This window comes from Mucilaginibacter metallidurans (assembly GCF_003286435.2).
Classification (GTDB): Bacteria; Bacteroidota; Bacteroidia; order Sphingobacteriales; family Sphingobacteriaceae; genus Mucilaginibacter; species Mucilaginibacter gossypii.
Map to the genome: position 1 here is coordinate 1,467,054 of NZ_CP043449.1, position 21,015 is coordinate 1,488,068.

At 40.5% G+C, this 21,015-nt stretch carries 13 protein-coding genes; 7 read left to right on the plus strand and 6 right to left on the minus strand.

What is annotated here, in order from left to right; genetic code table 11:
- Positions 1 to 79 precede the first annotated feature (79 nt).
- The 3 genes from DIU38_RS06570 to glmS form a co-directional block, all read right to left on the minus strand.
- A complete protein-coding gene (locus DIU38_RS06570; RefSeq protein ID WP_112654415.1) occupies positions 80 to 2,392 on the minus strand; it encodes a GumC family protein in 2,313 nt (770 codons plus the stop codon).
- Between the two features lie 34 nt (positions 2,393 to 2,426).
- The gene (locus tag DIU38_RS06575) at positions 2,427 to 3,095 is read right to left on the minus strand and encodes a polysaccharide biosynthesis/export family protein (RefSeq protein ID WP_243770797.1); all 669 of its coding nucleotides are present in this window, start codon (positions 3,093 to 3,095) and stop codon (positions 2,427 to 2,429) included.
- A 403-nt stretch (positions 3,096 to 3,498) separates the two neighbouring features.
- Positions 3,499 to 5,337 (minus strand): glutamine--fructose-6-phosphate transaminase (isomerizing), encoded by a 1,839-nt coding sequence (glmS, locus tag DIU38_RS06580; RefSeq protein ID WP_112654413.1) that lies wholly within the window; start codon positions 5,335 to 5,337, stop codon positions 3,499 to 3,501.
- Between the two features lie 542 nt (positions 5,338 to 5,879).
- Between glmS and DIU38_RS06585 the strand changes: the two genes are divergently transcribed.
- Together DIU38_RS06585 and DIU38_RS06590 are read left to right on the plus strand one after the other, a co-directional pair.
- Positions 5,880 to 7,163, plus strand: coding sequence for an MBOAT family O-acyltransferase (locus DIU38_RS06585; protein ID WP_243770796.1), 1,284 nt, complete (start codon positions 5,880 to 5,882; stop codon positions 7,161 to 7,163).
- Positions 7,164 to 7,166: 3 nt separating this feature from the next.
- The gene (locus tag DIU38_RS06590; RefSeq protein ID WP_112654410.1) at positions 7,167 to 8,150 is read left to right on the plus strand and encodes a hypothetical protein; all 984 of its coding nucleotides are present in this window, start codon (positions 7,167 to 7,169) and stop codon (positions 8,148 to 8,150) included.
- Between the two features lie 97 nt (positions 8,151 to 8,247).
- Here DIU38_RS06590 and DIU38_RS06595 read toward each other — a convergent pair whose 3' ends face one another.
- On the minus strand, positions 8,248 to 9,657 hold the full coding sequence (locus tag DIU38_RS06595; RefSeq protein WP_112654409.1) for a pectate lyase family protein: 1,410 nt from the start codon (positions 9,655 to 9,657) through the stop codon (positions 8,248 to 8,250).
- Positions 9,658 to 10,019: 362 nt separating this feature from the next.
- The gene (gene fbp, locus DIU38_RS06600; protein ID WP_112654408.1) at positions 10,020 to 11,072 is read right to left on the minus strand and encodes a class 1 fructose-bisphosphatase; all 1,053 of its coding nucleotides are present in this window, start codon (positions 11,070 to 11,072) and stop codon (positions 10,020 to 10,022) included.
- Positions 11,073 to 11,573: 501 nt separating this feature from the next.
- Here fbp and DIU38_RS06605 point away from each other — a divergent pair.
- The 5 genes from DIU38_RS06605 to DIU38_RS06625 all read left to right on the plus strand — a co-directional run bounded on the left by DIU38_RS06605 (position 11,574) and on the right by DIU38_RS06625 (position 18,264).
- Entirely contained in the window at positions 11,574 to 14,402 is a 2,829-nt protein-coding gene (locus DIU38_RS06605; protein WP_112654406.1) for a TonB-dependent receptor, read from the plus strand.
- Positions 14,403 to 14,413: 11 nt separating this feature from the next.
- Positions 14,414 to 15,841, plus strand: a complete 1,428-nt coding sequence (locus tag DIU38_RS06610; protein WP_112654405.1) for a hypothetical protein — start codon at positions 14,414 to 14,416, stop codon at positions 15,839 to 15,841.
- A gap of 67 nt (positions 15,842 to 15,908) precedes the next feature.
- Positions 15,909 to 16,463, plus strand: a complete 555-nt coding sequence (locus DIU38_RS06615; protein ID WP_112654404.1) for a histidine phosphatase family protein — start codon at positions 15,909 to 15,911, stop codon at positions 16,461 to 16,463.
- A gap of 366 nt (positions 16,464 to 16,829) precedes the next feature.
- Positions 16,830 to 17,642 (plus strand): sterol desaturase family protein, encoded by an 813-nt coding sequence (locus DIU38_RS06620; RefSeq protein WP_112654403.1) that lies wholly within the window; start codon positions 16,830 to 16,832, stop codon positions 17,640 to 17,642.
- A 4-nt stretch (positions 17,643 to 17,646) separates the two neighbouring features.
- Positions 17,647 to 18,264, plus strand: a complete 618-nt coding sequence (locus tag DIU38_RS06625) for an outer membrane beta-barrel protein (RefSeq protein WP_112654402.1) — start codon at positions 17,647 to 17,649, stop codon at positions 18,262 to 18,264.
- Positions 18,265 to 18,285: 21 nt separating this feature from the next.
- Here the strand turns inward: DIU38_RS06625 and DIU38_RS06630 are convergent, their stop codons facing one another.
- The gene (locus tag DIU38_RS06630; RefSeq protein ID WP_112654401.1) at positions 18,286 to 20,826 is read right to left on the minus strand and encodes a DUF5686 and carboxypeptidase-like regulatory domain-containing protein; all 2,541 of its coding nucleotides are present in this window, start codon (positions 20,824 to 20,826) and stop codon (positions 18,286 to 18,288) included.
- Positions 20,827 to 21,015: the final 189 nt, after the last annotated feature.

The window sequence follows — 21,015 nt, forward strand, 5'->3', positions numbered from 1 at the left end:
GCGATCAAATAAACAGTCTAACTAAAAGTTTATAACACGTATTAGCATTAACCTTATGCTATTGTAAAAAAGATGGTTATCAACTGCCATATGCCGATGCGTATCCATAACCGCCATAGGCATAGGCCTCCCGGTTTTCTTTTTTCGCATCGTTAAACACTACCATAAGGTTATTTAGTTTATCATTATCATAAATATCTCTGAGGATACTTAATTGCTCGGTATTGGTATAATTATACCGTACAATATAAATACTCAACTCGGCGTATTTGGCCAGGCTAAAAGCGTCGGCAACGGCACCAACAGGCGATGTATCAAGCACGATATAATCAAACTCGGTTTTGCACCAGTTAAAAAGCAGGTCAAGCCGTTTATCTGACAATAGCTCGGCAGGGTTAATTGCTTTACTGCCGCTCCCCATTATAAAAAGGTTATCTGATTCATTATAAGCCTGGATGCATTCGGCCGGTGAATTGGTGTCACCCATTAAAAAATCTGTAATGCCTTTGGTTTGCTCCATGTTGATATTTTTAAGCAAATCGGGCTTACGCAGATCAAACTCCATAATTAATACGCGTTTATTGAGCATGGCAAGCGTTAAGCCCAGGTTGATGCTAAAAAAAGTTTTGCCTTCGCCTTTCATAGACGATGTAACAAGCATCGTTTTGTGCTGCGTTCCCTGGTTCAGGAAGCCAATATTGCTTCTGATATACCTGAACAGTTCTGAAATGTTGGTATTGCTGCCGTTAGAAATTACTACCGGGCTTTGACCTTCATTATTATGGCATAATTCGCCCAGGATCTTTACTCCCTTTATATTCAACAGGCTTGACTGATTCCTGATTTTTAGGCTAAATTTATCTTTCAGGAAGATGAAAATTCCCGGTATGAACAACCCGGCTATAATAGCGAATAAATAGGTGAGTTGTTGCTTAGGAAATTCAGCTATCGGATTAGCGGCAGGTTTATCAATCAATTGCGATGAAGGAATTGTAGCTGATAACGACAACGCTGTTTCTTCTCTTTTTTGCAACAGGTACTGGTATAAATTAGTTTTTACCCCCTGTTCACGGCTCCGCTGCAAAAGCCCCCGTTCAAGCGACGGGACAGAGCGGATGCGGGAGTCATACTGGGCAGAATTTTGGCTGAGCAATTTGTGGCTGATAGAGAAGCCTTTTTTAATATTACTGAGGTTTTCCATGATATTTACGCGAAGGCTGGCTATCTGGTTGCTCAGGTTTTCAATAAGAGGGTTGGCAGGGTTTGCGCTGCCCAGCATGCGGTTCCTTTCCAATTGCAGGTCGTTGAAACGGCTAACCAGTGTATTTAACGCCGGATCTTTCAATCCCATGGTACTGGGTACAGCATCATATTGGTTAGCCGAGTTTTTTAAATATGCTTCAATGGAATTCACAATACCCAACTGAGTATTTGATTCTTCAAGCAGTTGATTATATTCTGCAGATTTTGTCAGATTTACCTGTGTGCTTGCATTGATCTCTGCAGCTCCATTCCTTTGCTTGAAAGTTTCAATGTCACCTTCGGTGTATGACAGGTCCCGTTCTAAATCATGTAATCGTTTATCAATGAATAATATGGTGTTTACGGCTGTAACATTTTTCTTAACAACGTTTTCGGCATTATAGGTAGATATGATGTTGTTCAAAATATCAATCCCTCTTTCGGGCACAGCATCAACCAGGCTTAAGGTTAAGGTGTTTGATTCTTTAACTACAGGGTTAACCTGTAATAATCCAGCGCTGTAAGCTGCTGCCAGCCCGGTAAGGTTTTTAAACTGGATCAGTATCGGCGTTTCATTATCTGCAAGGGCCGGGCCTTTTTCTACTTCAAAGGAATAATCCTTGTGATTAATCAGTTGGTTATAGCTGTAAATCCATGTTTTGGTCTCCTCTTTTAACAAAAACTTACTTTGTGAATATGGCTGGATATATAGTTTTTTCAAATAGCCGGTTTTCCCTATTCTCTTTACAGTAACGGTGAAAGGCCGCTCATTACCATACAGTTCTTTTACTTTAAAGCCGCTTTCATCAAAATAGGAAGTTTCCAGGTTAAGTTTTTTGAATACGCTATAAATCAAATCTTTTGATCGCAATACCTCCATTTCATTATCCACGGTTTTAGTTTCCTGAAACATGTTCAGGTCACTGAAAGCAGTAGCTTTTAAAATACCATCGCCTTTTTTATCGTCGGGGATTTGCAGTGTACTTGTTATTTTATACAGCGGGGTAACATAGTTAAGGTATGTCCAGGCTGCTGCAAAACAGATAACCATGCTTATCAGGAATAAATACCAGCCATTTAAATAAGGCTTAATGTTGTTCCTGAACTTGTTGCCCGGCAAAGGTTCTTTTAAAATAAAATTGTTATCCATGTCAGCTATTCTTAGGTATCTCTAAAACTGTATTTTATCTTCTTAAAAGTACTGCCGCCAATACGGCCAATGCCGAAATTGAGGCTACTACTATTGGTGCTAAGCGCGTGCTTTGGCTATACTCAACTGCCTTTGATTTGTCGGGCTCCACATAAACAATATCATTTTGTTTAAGGTTGAAGTAAGGCGAATCCATTGATTCAACTTTATTAAGGTTAAGGCGGTTCATTGTTCTGCGTCCGTTTTCTGTGCGGATCACCAATACATTTTCCCTGCGTCCATAAACTGTCATATCCCCGGCCATACCTAATGCTTCAAGTAAGTTTACATTTTCATCAGTTATTATAAATGTTGATGGTTTGTTAACCTCGCCTATCACGCTTATTTTAAAATTTAGCAGCTGGATGTCAACTACCGGGCTTTTAACAAAAGCCGATAGTTTTTTACCTATTTCGCTTTGTGCTTCCTCAATGGTTTGCCCTTCAATTTTATAGTCACCTATAAGTGGTAAATTCACAAATCCATTTTCGTTTACTTTATATCCGCCGCGGGTTGATTGATTGTTTAAGCCCACATTTTTGTTGCCATTGAACAACATGTTCGATTCGGGGTTTAAGCTGGTAACAGTTACATTTAAAATGTCTTTCTGATGAATGACTACTGTTCCGTTTGTATTGTTGTTTGCAGTACCCGTATTTGCCATGTTGCTGAAGTAAACAAGATCCCGACTTCCGGCACATCCGGTTATCAATAGCAATGTTGTAATGAAACAGTATATATTAATTTTTTTCATCATCAATAGTTTAAGAGAGTTTAGGGAACTATTTTGAACTGGTTTATTTGGTTAGTCAAATTTATCTATTTGGGCATCGATAGTATACGGTTTTAGCTGATTGCCGCTTTTTTGTAAACCTGTATCTCAGTCTTTACAGAACATGTAAAGCAGCAATACAGGCATGTGTAAAGTGATGAGAAAAAAGCATCTGAGTTGGGCATTTTGGGCTACACTTTCATATAACAGTTGTTACACCCAGTAGTAACAGCACATAAAAAAAGCAGGCCTGAGCCTGCTTTTTTTATGGAGTTTGTTGGTTAATTATTACGAATTATTCTACTGTAACCGATTTAGCCAGGTTACGGGGCTGATCAACATTGCAGCCCCGTTTTACGGCTATATGATAGGAGAGAAGTTGTAGCGGGATAGTGGCCAGCAGTGGTAAAAAGGCTTCGTCGGCGTCGGGTATTTCAATGCAGTAATCGGCCATGTTTTTCACTTTAACATCACCACGGGTAACAATAGCTATTACTATTCCTTTCCGGGCTTTAACCTCCTGTATATTGCTGATCACTTTTTCATACGATGAGTTTTTTGTGGCGATGAAGATCACCGGCATCTGCTCGTCAATTAACGCAATTGGACCGTGCTTCATTTCGGCGGCGGGATAACCTTCGGCATGGATATAGGAGATCTCCTTCAGTTTTAAAGCCCCTTCCAAAGCTACCGGGAAACCGAAACCACGTCCTAAGAACAGGCAGTTAGGGGCATTCTTTATTTTAGAGGCAATGTCTTCAATCAATTCATTATCCTGCAGCAGCGTTTGTATTTTATCGGGTATAGTATCAAGCTCCGTTAATAAATTGGTGAGCCTGCCTGGTGTTAAAGTACCTTTGTGCTGTGCAATATATAAAGCAATTAAAGTTAAAACAGTAACCTGCGCTGTAAAGGCTTTTGTCGAGGCAACGCCTATTTCAGGGCCGGCATGGGTGTAAACCCCTGCATCAGTCACGCGCGGAATTGAAGCGCCAACAACATTGCAGATTCCCAGGATGGTTGCACCCCGTTCTTTAGCTATCTCAATGGCGGCTAATGTATCGGCAGTTTCCCCCGATTGAGATACCGCTATTACAATATCTTTATCAGTAATTATGGGATTACGGTACCTGAATTCGGAAGCATATTCAACTTCTACCTTAATGCGTCCGTATTCTTCAATAAGGTATTCGCCTGTTAGGCCGGCATGCCACGAGGTGCCGCAGGCAATAATAATTATCCGCTCGGCATTTTTAAGCTTGTCGGTATATTGTTTAATGCCACCTAACTCAACCTTGCCTTCAAGCGGAAAGATGCGGCCACGCATGCAATCCCTTACAGAACGCGGCTGCTCAAAGATTTCCTTCATCATGAAGTGCTCAAAGCCGCCTTTTTCTAACGATTCAAGTTTTAATTCCAACTCCTGGATCAATGGGGTTTGAACAACATTGTCAAGCTTCTTTATTAAAAGCCCACTGGGTTTAACCTGTACAATTTCGTTATCTTTTAAATACACTACGTTTTTGGTGTACTCGATAATAGGAGTGGCGTCTGATGCAATAAAATATTCGCCATGGCCAACACCAATAACCAATGGACTGCCTTTTCGGGCGGCAATCAGCTGATCGGGGTTTTCCCGGTCCATGATAACTATAGCGTAAGCACCTATCACTGTATTTAAAGCCAATCGGACAGCCTCCAGTAAATCAGTTTGTTCGATATTTTGAATTTCCTCAATTAAGTGGATCAAGATTTCGGTATCTGTTTCACTTTTAAAGGTATGCCCACGGGCAAGAAGTTCTTCTTTAAGGATCAGGTAATTTTCGATGATCCCGTTATGGATAATGTGCAGGCGGTTATCGTTTGAGCTATGCGGATGCGAATTTGCATCAGATGGGGCGCCATGTGTGGCCCACCGGGTATGTCCTATGGCAATATGCCCGCTCTTGTCTTTATCGGCTGTGTGCTCCTCAAGACACGCCACTTTTCCGGTTTTTTTATAAACGCTGAAGCCTACATTATTTATAATAGCAATACCGGCGCTATCATAACCACGATATTCTAATCGTTTGAGGCCGTTCAACACAACGGGCCACGCATCTCTTGATCCGATGTAACCAACAATTCCGCACATAGTTTTAGGTCTTTAAATGATAAATTAAGTTTATTTGTTACTTGGTGAGTAAAATTATTTAATTGACTATCAATTAAGTATGAGCTAAGTTCAATTGCCCGTAAATTGTAAATCTGACGCCATTTTACACGTTTAAACTGTAAAAGAATATAAATCGCTTTACATTTTAGTTGTTGTGTTATATGATAAGCCGGTTGAAGGTTTTTTATCAAATGGTTGGAGAATCAATTCACCTCGGGGTTACCGTGCATGTATTCCTGAACTTGCAACCTTCTCATCAGATTTTGGCTGTGAAGTTTGTTGCGTGATTTTACAGAATGATATACGATCGCAGCGCCGCTATTTTATATCATTTTATTTTCAGTTAGGTTTAATTCACCAAAAAGAACCTGGCGATGATATTTAACTCATTAACTTTTCTGCTGTTTTTTCCTGTGGTAACGGCTTTATATTTTCTTGTGCCCCATAAATTTAGGTGGCTGTTGCTTCTTATGGCAAGCTGCTATTTTTATATGTTCTTTAAAGCCATTTATATCCTCATCTTGTTTTTTACAATAATTATCGACTATACCGCGGGCATTTACCTGGAAAAAGTTAATGACCCTAAGAAGAAGAAGCTCTTGTTAATATTGAGCCTTACGGCAAACATTGGCGTACTGGCTGTATTTAAGTATTTTAATTTTTTTAATGCCAATTTATCGGGATTGCTATATTGGATGGGGTACACTAACCCAATTCCGTTTTTACAGATCCTGCTTCCGATAGGGTTGTCATTTCACACTTTTCAGGCCATGAGCTATACTATTGAAGTTTACCGGGGCCATCAAAAGGCCGAACGGCATTTCGGTATTTATGCTCTATATGTGATGTTTTATCCGCAATTAGTTGCCGGCCCTATTGAACGTCCTCAAAATCTGTTACCGCAATTTAAAACCGAACATCATTTTAATCCCCTGGATGTTTCTGAAGGGTTAAAACGAATGCTCATCGGTTTTTTTAAAAAGGTTGTGGTTGCCGACAGGTTATCTATATATGTAAAAACTGTTTTCAACAATTATCCTGAACACGGCTCGGCCACAATTGTGCTTGCTTCATTGTTTTTTGCAGTCCAGATCTATTGCGACTTTTCAGGCTACTCGGATATTGCGATAGGCAGCGCCAGGGTGATGGGCTTTAAACTGATGGAAAATTTTAAACGACCTTATTTTGCAAAAAGCATAAGCGAGTTTTGGAGCAGGTGGCATATCTCACTTTCTACGTGGTTTAAAGATTATGTGTATATCCCCTTAGGAGGCAACCGGGTTAGTAAAGGCCGGTTGTATTTAAATTTATTTGCCGTGTTTATGATCAGCGGTTTGTGGCATGGCGCCAATTGGACATTTATTGTTTGGGGCGCTTTACACGGGTTTTACCTCATCTGCGGAATGGTAACGCAGAAATGGAGGACGGCAACAGCAAGTAAATTAGGGTTAGGCAGCGGAGTATTTGCCAATTTCTTAAATATATCTTTTACAATATTCTTGGTTACTATAAGCTGGATCTTTTTCAGGGCTGTATCATTAGAGCAGGCCTGGGGTTTGTTAAAAGGTGTTTTTATTTATAAACCCGGCTTTTTCGTAGGCGAACCTTCTTATTTTTTGTATGACTTGATGGCTATAGCCGCCTTGTTTTTTTACGAAATAAAGCAGGAATATGACCTTCATTCATTACGGTTTCTTCACAATGAAAATTGGGGGATCCGTATGGCTTCCTATTTAGGGTTGGTTTTTATAATCCTGTTGTTTGGAGTTTTTGACGGCGGACAATTCATTTACTTTCAGTTTTAAATTATGAAGCAGTTGAAAGAAAACAGCAATAAGTTTTTTATCAGGTTGTTATTGATGATTGTGGCTTTTGTGGCTGTTGATCAGGCAGCCGGTATGTTCCTTTATTATTTTTTTACACACCAGGTTTCCGGTGAATACGCTGTCGCTAATCACGTTGTGTATAATTTAAATGAAGATGTGTTGGTTTTGGGAAGCTCAAGAGCTTCTCATCATTATAACTCATCGATTATAAAGGATGGTTTACACCTAAGTTGTTTTAATGGCGGCCGGGATGGCGAAGGGCTTTTATATAGTACAGCAGTATTTGAACTGGCATTACAGCACCACGTTCCTAAGGTTGTTGTATTAGATGTAACGAGCGATGTGTTAAGTGAAAAGGAAGATGAAAAGAACAGGCTTTCCATTTTACTGCCTTATTTAAAACAATCGGATGTGATCGGCAATATGATTGAAAAGAAAGACCGGTTGGAGCTAATAAAAAGTCATCTTCAAACATATCGCTACAATGGCCAGGTGGTTTCTATATTTCAGCATTACTTTTTATCATCAGGAAACACCGTCATGGGATTTAATCCTTTGGATAATAAAATGGACGTTAGCCGGGTTTCAACCCATACATCGCTTAAGCCATATTCAGACAGCATATCGGCCGATAATGTAAATGCACTGAATTTGTTTATAAATGAATGTAAGCGGCAAAAAATTCAATTGTTTGTTTTCGTATCGCCAAGGTATAACGATGATACCCAACAGAATTCCTATTTAAAATTGAAAAGTATTTGTAACAGTAACAAGGTTGTTTTTCACGATTTTACCAACGATGTATATTTTAAAAACCCAGAATACTATTCGGACAGGGCGCATTTAAACGGCAGAGGAGCCGATTTGTATACAGATACTATCGTGGCTTTTATGAAAAAAAGATTAAGCCCTGCAGCTAACGTTCAATACTTCAGTAAAAACCAGGAAACCCTGCGTGAGAATTGAATATTGTATCGGAGCCGGGATCAACAAAAAGTGAAAGGCCGCTTTTATGATAATTCATAAAGCGGCCTTTCACTTAGCATGGGAATGAATAATTTAATTAATTAACTGTTTTAACGCCGGCACCTGCTGTTACCACTGCCGGAACGTTTGCGGCAGCATCAAGCAACGTGCTGTAAGCGTAAGACGGTACCCAACTTGATAAAGATGAGGTGATGTCGTTAGCACCGCAATTAGAATAAATGTTGGTTGATATACCGCTGAAGTAACCTACAGGGTCGCCATCTAAGTTAGTAGTAAGTGGCTTCCTGCAGCCTGAGAAATATTCATTATCTGTCCTTACTGTACCACCGTACCTTGCACCGATGGAATAACCATCATTGTTTAAGTGGTAGTTATTGTACATGTGGATGGTACCGAATACCAAAGTTGGCTCCCTTTCAGACACATTGTACCAGTAGTTGTGGTGCAATGTAACGTGTAGTTTGCCGGTGTTGGCTGTAACAGCATCGCTTGTTACCGAACCAATAAGCAATGACAGGTAGGTGTCATGGAACTTGTTCCATGAAATGGTTACGTAGTCAGAACCCTCGGCAACACCGATGTCTTTACCCCAGTAATCCCAGCCATGGCTGCGGTCTGTTGCAAAATCGCAATGGTCAATCCAAACATGATTCGACTGGAATTTAACGTAAACACCGCATTCGGTTACGTAATTTCTAAACGTAACGTTTTGGATAATGATATTGCTTACAGTAAACAGGTAAAGGTTCAGGCTTGATAAAACGGCGCCGGTTTTACCGATGATGGTGGTATTTGAACCAACATACACAGGCGTTAAGCCTGATCCGCTAATTGTACCGGAAACATACACAATCTTGGGCGAATTGCCTGACACAGCAGATTTGAACGCAGCCAGTGTGTTTACAGTTACCGTGGTACCACCTTTACCACCGGTAGTAGTACCATTAACAGCAGCGTAACCGGTTAATACTGTACTCAAAACAGAACCTGATGCGGTTGTTGTTGAAGTACTTGTAGTTGGAGCAGTTGTGGTAGTGGTAGTCGTACCGGTAAGGGTGTAAGTGTACTTTCTTCCGTTTGTCAGAGGGCTGCTGTTGTCGGATGTTGAGAAATACAATCCGGTATCCCAGTGGCTGTAACGACCTTTACCAAGGGTCCTGATGTCACTGTGAAGAGAATGGGCCGGACCTAACGCAACACCATTTTCATAAAGTTGGAGTGTTGATGCTGTTGGCTGCGTGTTTGAATCGCCGCTTACCTGAACGGGGCTGAATTTGTAAGCGTAACCTTCATCTAACCGGATTGAAGATGTGGCCATCGTGTAGACGGTGGGGGCTGTTGTTGCCAGGCTTTTGCTGGCGTTTAAATCATTAATTGGAACGGTTACTGGTTGGTCTGCATTTTTGGAGCAACTTCCGATGAGGATAATTGCGCTCAGTGCCAAACTGCCAAAAGTCATTTTTTTTAAGGATTTTGTTTTTTGCATGTTATAATTTTTAATTAAGCCCTCGAAACGCGGTCTTATATTAAAAATTACCGTTGATTTTTTCCTAAAGATATAGACTAAAAGCTTAAATAGTTCAAAAACGTCGATTCTGTTGTTTAAGCCTGTAAAGTTATGTGTATTTGTGACATGTATAGTTGTGAAGTACTTCACACTTCATGACATTTGGATGACAATTTTAGTTCAGAAGAAAAAACAATTTTCGTCGATTATTGTCTTATGTCACTTTAAAACCAAGTTTTGCCCAGTATTTTTAACTTGCAATTAAAGCATTAAATTGTGAAAGCAGCTTTACAAAAAGCTGGTGCATAACGTGGTCACTATCGCGCTTTTTTCCAATATTCTTATTGAATTTTAACTTCTCCTTCAAATGATTTCACAAATAATTTTGGAGAAAATGATGACATAAATTCTTCGGCTTTGAGCACCATATCCATTGAGCCAATAAATATGGAGGATCGCTGGTGTAGTTCTCTTACTTCAATTTCCATAATTCTTTTGTATCCATCTGATGCTTTACCACCGGCTTGCTCAATAATATAAGCCATAGGGTTACACTCGTAAATCAGCCGCAGTTTTCCCTTTTTTGCGCCTGTAGTAGGGGGATAGATAAAAATTCCGCCTTTTATTAAGGTCCGGTGTATATCCGCAACCATCGATCCGGTATACCTGGAAGTATATGGTCGGTTGGTATCCGGATCTTCTACCTGGCAATATTTAATATATTTTTTTACCCCATCCGGAAAATGAATGTAATTGCCTTCGTTTATTGAGTAAATTGTTCCTGCTGCCGGAACTGTCATGTTAGGGTGCGAAAGGCAAAACTCGCCGATTGAAGGATCAAGGGTAAAGCCATTAACACCCTTGCCTGTGGTATATACAAGCATCGTTGAAGATCCATAAATGACATATCCTGCAGCCACCTGCTCGGTACCAAGCTGTAATACATCTTCGTTTGTGGAATGTTTCCCTGTGTCTGATTTTCGTCTGTAAATAGAAAATATGGTTCCTACACCTACATTGACATCGATATTGGATGATCCGTCTAAAGGATCAAGTGCAACAACGTAGTTTGCTTCTTTTGAAATATCCGAATCTATAACCAGGTATTCATCATTTTCTTCCGAAACAACTATACAGCATTCCCCGCCGCTTCTTAATGCTGCTATAAACTGCTCATTGGCATAAATGTCCAGCTTTTTTTGTGACTCTCCCTGAATATTGGAGGAGCCGGCATCACCTAAAATATCTACCAGGCCGGCTTTATTAATTTCCCTGTTTACTATTTTGGCGGCGATCCCAATATCACGAAGTAGCCGCGAAAGCTCGCCTTTTGCATAAGGAAAATCTTTTTGCCGTTCAATAATAAATTGTCCAAGAGTTTTAAATGCCGTCATATTTTTCGATGTTTAATGTGTTTAACCCGGTAGCTTAAAAAAATTTGGTTAACAGAATACTTACCGATTACCAATTATAACATGGTATTTACATATTGCACCCACAATGCTGTTAATTATTTACGCAAACGTTTGCGTTTTTGATTGGTTAACCAGTTTTGTGGAAATGGCATTTTTGATTGATAAACAGCCTGTTAGTATAATTGAGCATTGTTTATTTTTAAGCTTTCGTGTTAATCGGGGGCAATCAGCAACCTTGTTATTGAGGATAGTAGCATCAACAGGTTATGAGTTGGTCCTACCTAAAATAAAAGCCGAATAAGCTGAAACGATAGCATTGTTATAGAAGCTGCCCATTTTAATTTGGAGGTAATTAATGCAATTCGGCCTTTTGTGTTAAGCATTTATTAAGTTTGGGTTATCTAATAGTTTTAGGCTCTTTTATTCAATTTTTCTCCAGTTTTCAGCGGGTTTCTTTGCGGAAAATTAAACCCGTTGTTCATGAAATACACCTACTTTCTTAACAGGCTATTGTTTTTATTTTCAATATGCCTGCTATTTTCTGTTTCGGCTAATGCCCAAACCATAAGGGGAAAGGTAACCGATACTAAAACCGGCGAACCCCTTACCGGAGCAACAGTACACTTAACCCAGGATGGGGTTAGCAAATTTGTTGCGGTTAACCTTAATGGCGCTTATAGCTTTAAAAATTTAAAGAATGGGCCATACAAAATACAGGTAAATTATGTTGGTTATGGTCCTTCTAAAGTTAGAGAGGGCAATATCACGTCGGCCAATGAGGTGATTACGGTCAACGTAGCATTACAGGACGCCGATATGCAGATGACCGAAATACAGGTTAAAGCCCAGACAAACAAAGAATCTGATGGCGCCGTACGCAGTATTGAAAAAAATGCACCAATGGTTATCAACGTACTTTCGGCAAATGCAATTAAGTTATTGCCTGACGTTACTGTGGCCAACGCTTTGCAGCGTGTTAGCGGTGTAACCATTCAACGTTCGGCAAGTGGCGAAGGTCGTTATGCCATTATCAGGGGTATGGACCAGCGTTACAACTCAACATTGGTAAACGGTATTAAAATACCAAGCCCGGATGCTCAATACCGTTTTGTGCCTATGGATATATTCCCTTCAGAAATGCTGGAAAGGCTTGAAGTGATCAAAGCGCTTACCCCAAGTATGGAAGGCGACGCCATTGGCGGTGTAATGAACCTGGTGATGAAAAGTGCGCCAAGCCAGTTTACTTTCAGCGCTAACGTTTCGGGTGGTTTTTCTACCCTGTTTTCATCAAGCAGGCCATTTGTTGGTTTCATCGCATCTCCTAATAGCAAATCTCCGGCAGCAATCAATGGTAACAGCTATGCCGCTACCTATGCCGATTTTAGCAATAAAGCGCTTACAAGCGATAAAAATATTTCAACTCCTTTTAGCTCAACCGCCGGTATCACTATTGGCGACAGGTTTTTGAATAAAAAATTAGGCGTTATCGTATCTGCAAGTTATCAGAACATATACCGCGGCTCTAACTCAAAACAGCTTACGCCAAACGCGCAGCCATCAGCTATCCCGCTGCCAAACTCGCCGCAGTTTTCTGATGCTTATGACCGTACTTATTCAACCCAAACAGAACGCGTAGGTATCCACAACAAAATAGATTACGCAATTAACGACAAAAACAAGATCTCGTTGTACAACCTTTATATTCATCAAAGCGAATTTGAATCGCGCTTTACTTCTGATACCCTTGGTTTGGGCTTAAACTCAACCGGCTTAAGCAAGCAGATCACCATCTCAAACAGAAGTATGTTAACTAAGCAAAATATCTATAACTCAACCTTGCATGGCGACCACTGGCTTGGCAATGAATGGCGTTTAAACTGGGATGGAGTGTATTCTGAAGCTACCAGGCACCAGCCGGATAGGACTGAGTTTTTTTATGATGCCAATAAAACCCTCAATAACTCAGGAGCAGTTACTGCCGAGGTTGATAACAATACCCAGTTAGATCATCATTGGGAAAATAACCGCGATAAAGATATTTCAGGATATACTAACCTGATCTATACTCCTAAAATCGCCGGTAAAGATGTTGAGTTTTCTGCAGGTGGTTTATATCGCCACAAAGTGAGGGATGCTGATTATATCACTTATTCATTAACCGGTGGTAAATCAACCTTATTTAACAATAATTTTAACGCAATCCCTTTTGCATTCAAATCGGCGGCCGATGGTATCGGTAGCAATAACCCTGATTTGCAAAATAACTACCACGTAACGGAAAATGACAATGCCGAATATTTACAGGTTAAGTTTGATCTGTTGCCGAAACTGCAGGTATTAGGCGGTGTGCGAATTGAAAATACCGATTTGACCTACAACACCCAATCGCCCGAAACTGTTACGCAAAGAAGCGGTAACATCAAATACACCGATGTATTACCAAGCATCCACTTAAGATATCAGTTAACAGATAATCAGAATATCCGTGCTTCATATTTTGCGGCAATCAGCCGTCCGGGTTTTGGTGAGCAGGTGCCATATAAAGTTACCGGCGAATATTATGACCAGGTAGGTAACCCATATTTAAAACATATCACTGCCGATAATTACGATGTACGTTACGAGTTTTTCCCGGGCGGTGCCGATCAGTTATTGTTAGGTTCTTTCTACAAAAAGATCTATAATCCAATTGAGTACTTTGTTGTGCGCAATGGCGGTCCGAGTGATCAGGTTATTAAACCACAAAACGATGAGGGTAATGCTACCAACTATGGTTTTGAAGCTTTGGCTACTAAATTCTTTGGTGTGATAGGCTTTTCAATCAACTATACTTATACCCACTCAAGGATAACCACCAACAAATTGCTTTACTCAAATGATCCTACACTGGGTTTACAACAAACCAATGTGAATCAAACGCGCCCGCTGCAAGGTCAGGCAGATCATGTGGGTAACGCATCTGTACTTTACAAAAGCGCGAAGTTAGGTTTGGATATGCAACTGACTTTTGTTTACACCGGCGAGCGTTTGGCACAGGTATCACCATACTATAACCTCGATTTTTACCAGCATGCCTACAACCAGTTAGATTTTTCTTTCGAAAAAATTATCGCCAAAAGATTTTCTTTCTATGGCAAGGTTAATAATATCACCAACGCGGCCAGCAAAATCTATTTGAAATACCCGCATGGTAGTCTTGATGCAAAGCAGCAGGAGTTTTTAGGCAAACAGGATATTGCAGGTCAAACGCTTGTACAAAGCGACTATTACAAAACACTATTCCTTGGTGGTTTCAGGTATAAATTATAATAAAAGCAACGATGAAAAAATATATAATCCCAGTTATTTGTATCCTGATGGCAGCCGCGTTTTCCGGTTGCCAGAAATGGAAAGGTGAGCACATGGACATTTACAGCTATACGCCGCCGGCTGCAAACCCGGTAAGTGATAAGGCTCCCCTTTCATGCAGCTCAAGTGGTTCAACGGTTATCCCGGTAAAAGGTACCATGCTTAGCGGCAAAACTTATACTGTTGAAGATGGCTGCGACCTGGTTATCAATCCAACAGATACTTTATTAATGCAGCCTGGTGTCAGGTTAAACATGGGGGCGGGGAGCAGCCTTATAGCGCTCGGAACATTAGTAAGTAACGGTTCAAAAGATCAGCCAAACTGGATCACCGTTCCTGGTATTGTGAAAAACGATGCCCCCGGTGGCCTTACAGCAGCTGCTGACCCGGCTTATTCAGGCAAATGGAAAGGCATTATTGGCGGACCTACCTGTAATTTATTGGTGTTAAGATGGACACATGTAGAATATGCCGGTTTAACAGAAGGTAAAGCTACGTCAACTATTGCAGGCTCGGGTACCGGGAATCAATACAGTATTCTATTTGCCAACTATAGGGGTAACTTTATCATGGAAGACTCCTGGCTGTACGGTGGGGTGGATGATCCGGTTAGGGTCTCGGCCGGTAAAATAGCCATCTTCAGAAATACATTCGAAAAAAATGGTGTTAGCGGAGGTGATTGTTTAAATGTTAAAGGCGGCACTGTAGGTACCATGGCCTATAACATGTTTATCGGTACTGCAACCAATGGCCAAAAGGCATCAAACAAAGGTCAGGCAACCGGTGCCCCGCAAACCAATATTGTAATGTATAATAACACCTTCGTTAGCGGTGGTTATCGCCAGGTACAAAGCGGTCGTGGTGGTTGTATCAACTTTGAAGAAGGTGCAGCGGGTATGTATTATAATAACGTAGCTATTAACTGTAAGTTTGGCTATCGTGTGGTAGGCAGCCCGGTTGCCGATGTTGCCCACCTTTCATACGGTAATAACTATCAATGGGCTGATTCATTAAACGTAGCTAACCAGTTTTACCCAACAGGTTATATCACGCAGCCACAAAGCACGGATATCCCATCAATCACAACATCCGCAAAATACCTGCCTTCAAATTATACTTTAGGCTCTATTTATGACGGTAGTGATGTTGTTCAGAAAAACAACCCCATGTTCCTGAACTTCCCGCTTCCAACAGTTGGTCACCCATTGTACCAATACAGCGCAATCGGGAACTTCAACTTTCATTTGCTGGCCAGCTCACCGCTTATAGGTAGGGGCAATACTACCATTAAACCGTTGATTACAGTGCCACTTGATAAGATCTATGGCTTATCTGACGCAACTTTACCAGGTACCGATCTTGGTGCATACCAGTTAAATGGTTCAGGGAATCAACACTAAATAATAATATTTACTCTTTAGGAATAGCCGGAATTAATCCGGCTATTTTTTTATACGCTCAAGAAAAATGAAAAAGTTTATTTGTATACTTTGCCTATCAGTCATATCGTCGCTAACAGCATTATCGGTCAATGCACAATCAGCTGATTTAAAGATTGTGTTTATCCGTCATGCGGAAAAACCACTTAAAGGGGATAATCTGAACTGCCAGGGAATAAACAGATCGTTAAAATTACCGGCTGTAATAACAGCTAAATTTGGTGTACCTGACAAAATATTTGTGCCCGGTTTGGGGTTAGGAGAGGCTACCAAACATTCCAGGATGTTTCAAACAATTGTGCCGCTTGCCGCCAAGTACAATTTAACGGTAAACAGCTCCCGCACGGAAAAGGACTCCTTAGGTTTAGCCGCCGATTTAAAAAGTCGTACAGGTGTGATACTCGTAGTATGGGAGCATGGGGGTATAGCACCAATTGTACATTCATTAGGGGCGAAGCAGCAAAAACTGAAATGGCCTGATGATGATTACGACAGCATCTGGATAGTGACTTTCAAAAATGGCGAGGCCGTTTTTGCCCGTGATAAAGAAAATATCGATCCTGGAAAGGATTGTAATTTTTAAGTTAATAAACCATAAGGCTGTATCATAAAAAAATCGTGATGCGGCCTTTTTTAACTTGTTCGGATATTTAAGCGATATATAGTTTTGGGTTAACTCTACTGACAAAAAAGGGGTTAACAGGGTTAACACAATTTAGTGTTGGTGTTTATTTATATGGTTTATAATCAGGTAATTGGGTGTGTTTTATGTAAAAATATGTTACCCCCCTTATTATATAAATATTATCGGCTAAATTTTAATTTATTAGGTAACACACCACTAAGGGGCGTCAATTTGATTTATGATACAACCTCTTGATATTGTTTGAATGGCTTTGTTCATAATTACTACAGAATGTTCTTGTAATATTGATGATAAAGGCTTTGCATGGAATTTAACAAATCTTTTTTCATTACCCACCCCTCGTCGGTACAAATATTGATTTTCGGAGGATTGATAACTTCACTTTGGCTTGCGGAAGGTTTGATATTGGCAATACCTGTCCGCAAAAAATGGCAGCATACCTTTACAAATATGTTATTTATTGTAACAGCGCTGCCTGTGCAGCTTTTCATGACGATGTTTGTATTGGTTGAGGCAGCCTGGATAACCCAAAGTCATTTAGGTTTGTTAAACCTCTTGCCCTTGCACCAAAGTATATTAGTAAAATACGTAATAGGGTTTATTATACTTGACTTTTGCGAATACCTGTACCACGTTATTATGCATAAGGTTAAAGTACTATGGAAATTTCATCTTGTACACCATACCGATCAAAAACTTGATGTATCAACAACTGTTAGGGAACACCCCGGTGAAACTTTTTTAAGAATGTGTTTTTTAATGTTATGGATAGGAATAACAGGAGCGTCGTTTGAACTGCTTTTGTTAAGACAAACAATTCAAACTGTTTCAAATATCACATCACACACGCAATTCCGTTTATCAGATGGTATGGATAAGTGGTTAGGGCTAATTTTTGTAACACCCAACATACACCATGTTCATCATCACTATCAGTTACCTTATACTGACTGCAATTATGGCGATGTATTATCTGTGTGGGACAGAATATTTGGCACCTACGGAAAGCTAAAGCCGGAAGATACGGTATTTGGGATAGATACTCATCCTGATAAAAACGTATGCAGAAGTTTTGTTAAGGTTTTACAAATTCCCTTTGTTTCAAAACGTACTTAACAGAATGAGGATTTGCAAAGCATCTTTTTTATTGTTGCCGGGGCTGCTGCTAATGACATTACATGTTAAAGCCCAAACTGAAAAATTTACCTCAAGGCTTTATTTTCCCGGAGGGGTAGGTATAAATATACCCTCTGGAGATGAGCAGGTAAGTATGAAACGGGGGAGTGTTTTAAATACCGCCGTTGAGTACCGCCCTGCTTATATCAATGCTTTTTTCTTTCGATTTAACTACGACGCCCTAAATAACAAATATAAAAGTAAAGCCGGCGAAGTTCCGACTAACGTGACAGAGGGAAAGCTATCTGCCAGCTTTTTTCTTTTGGGCGCAGGTTATCGACGGAAATTGAACAGATTAGGGATTTATGCGTTGTTGCAGCCAGGTTATAATAGCTCTGGGTATAATAATACATCTGTTAACTCAAACGGTATTACCGTAAGCAGTGTGAGCACTAAACATCCGGCGGTAAAGATATCTGCAGGGTTGGAATATTACATTGTACCACATTTTGCCCTTGTATTTGAACCGGCCTATTACCATTTGTATAAGGCTAAATCACAGTATATTTTAAATCCTGATTATGTAAGTTATAGCATCGGGTTTACGACCACGCTATTTTAATATTATATAAAAAGGGTTTGCTTAAAAATCCGGGGCGAAACTAAATTTAACGCCATATTCCGCAGCCCCCGGATGGTCAAGGTAATTAAACCTTTTGATCCCGTCTATCCGCAAAAACTTAAAGATATTACCTATACCTACTCCGGCTTCTATATAAGGTTTAGTGCCTAAAGCATAAGTGCCATTTGCCCCGTTACCACCTACCGGGAACCGGAACAAGTTAGATGAATAAAGTGGATTATTTTCGTTGCGCAAGCCGCCGAATAGTATTTTGGCTGATAGAAATTCCCTCCATTTCAGGTGTTTTATCAATGGGAATTTATTCAGCAAAAAGCCGCTGAAGCTATGGGTTAAGTTAATACCCGCATAATGATCGCTTACAAACTCAAGGTAAGTTTGCTGGTTATAGGCATCCTCATCATAGGCAAGTGACTGGTTAGCCGGGGCCAGATTGAGGAGTGGAAATGGCACTTTACCCACTAAATAATTTCCAAGTACAGTAATATCAGTATAACCAAGCTGAGACAGGTAAAACCGTTTGAAAATGCTTGCTTTAACACTGGTGAAATCATATTCACCATTGAACAGGCCTTTAAAGCCATGATTGATCTGCAAATTCATGATCGGGTATTTGCTGTAGATGGTGCGGCGGTATACCGTTCCCTGTAAAATTTGCTCATGCGGTGCATACCTGAAAGCGAGGTTCAACTCGCTGGTAGTAATGTCATGAACCATAGTGTTGGCATCATCATTATATTGAAACACTAATGCCGCGGCGGGGCGCTGGTTCCAGTTTCTAAACGCGAGATCGAACGAAAAATGGTTTTCAAAGTCCTTTACATATTCAATTTTGGCAATCTTACTATAAAGCCAGTATATTGTTTTTCCTGTTGAAAACGATGCAAGCGCGGCTTGCTGATTGATAGTAGAAAGGTCCCTGCCCGGTACATTAACATCATTTAAATAGCTTGCCTTAAGGTAGTCATTAGGGTAGCGGTAAAAAGGTGTTTTATTGAATGAGTAAAAAGTTGCGATATTGTATTTATAAGCCTTATCGCGAGTACCATAGGCGCCAAATCCTTCAAAATAAATTGATTTGCTTAAATCGGTGGTGGTACGTCCGCCAATCTGAAAGCGGGAGCCTTCCTGGCTGTCCCGGGAATAAAATGTGCCAATGGGGCCTATCAGCACCGGGCCCGCCTTGGCATAACCTCCGGTAAACGTAGCTGCAAACCAGGTTGCCCGTTTAAATTGCGGCATTTTTTCTAACCGCGAGATGCGCGGGTACATCTTCGACTGATGATCGGTTAGTGTATCCGGCCGGTTACGAGCCCAGTATGAGGTGTCGGGCTTGTCTGCATCGGGGGCTATCTGCAATTCTTTGCCCTCATAAAATGCAGCAGGAAGCGGTTTGTCTGCTATGTAGTTAGAAAAGATTACCGTTCGTTCACCCATCAGCCCGAGGCCTTTGTTTTTTAAGATGCCAAAATCGGCTTTAACATCGCTTTTGCTTAAAAAATATTTGCCGTTAGGATTCTGCTCAAAATCAAGTGTGATCTTGAGTGCCCTCATGAAATTGATATTGATCTGCTTGTTCACATTAAGCTCACAGCCCCGTACAGCATAGTTGCCTGTCATACTTACAAGCAGCTTACCCTCAAAAAGCAGGTCGCCTTTGGTGCGTGGTGTAAAGCTTAGTTCAATCAGTTTTTCCTTAGCAGTCTGTATGGTATCGGTAATAAAAAATTTGTAATAATTAGGAGAGTGATCGGCAATAGGGCTCAGGAACTGGTTGGTGATGATAAAAACATTGTTATCATAAATATCAATTACATTACCGTAAAGGCGGTTCATATAAACATCAAGGCCTGCCGTATCAATAAATTTAAGGATGTTGGCTTCTTTTTGCGCTTTAAGTACCTGGATAGATTTAGCCGGATTTTTGCGATAATAGTTTTGATATTGTTTTTCGCTGAGATAAGCGGGGAGCAACACCTGGGTTTGCCCGTTATCTTTTACAGTATCAAGCATGAACTTGTACATCTTAAAATAACGGCTGTTCATCAGTTTAGAAGGAACGTCGATAAATGACAGATTGATGCGCTCATATTGGTCGTATTGCAGGTAATCGGCGCTTTCCATGCGGTTTTGCTTTTTATGGTCGATCACCTGCTGGATAAGCTCAACCGCCGGATTGCCTTTATTACGATATCGTTGTTTCTTTCCGGAAACAATCTTAACTTCTTTAAGCTGGGTTTGACTATCATGTAACCTGATATGCAGAACGTTTACCAGTCCAGGTTTAATCACTTTTGTAACGGTTTGATAGCCAATATAAGAGAAGGTAACGTGCGTAAAAGCTCCCGGGGCGTTTAACTCAAATTTCCCGTCCGGATCTGCAATGGTTCCGTACTTGCCGCCAACAACTTTAACATTAATACCCGGAAGTGGCTGCCCCGATACGTCATCCACCACTTGTCCTTTAACGCTCGTTATTACCTGGGTTGATGGTTTTTTAACGCTGTCTGGTTGTTGTGCTGTGCTGCGCAACGGAAACAACATAAGAATAAGCAATGGAGTTAAAAGATTAGAGAATAGCCGTCTTGTTGACTTTGACGTTCGGGAATAAATCTCAAAAGAGGATAACAAATTGTGGTAGATTAAGGGTACAAAAAGTGTTCAGTTTTATTCATATTCCGGGCGTGTGCCCGAAATATGCTTTTCAATTGTTTTAAACGTACAAATTAAATT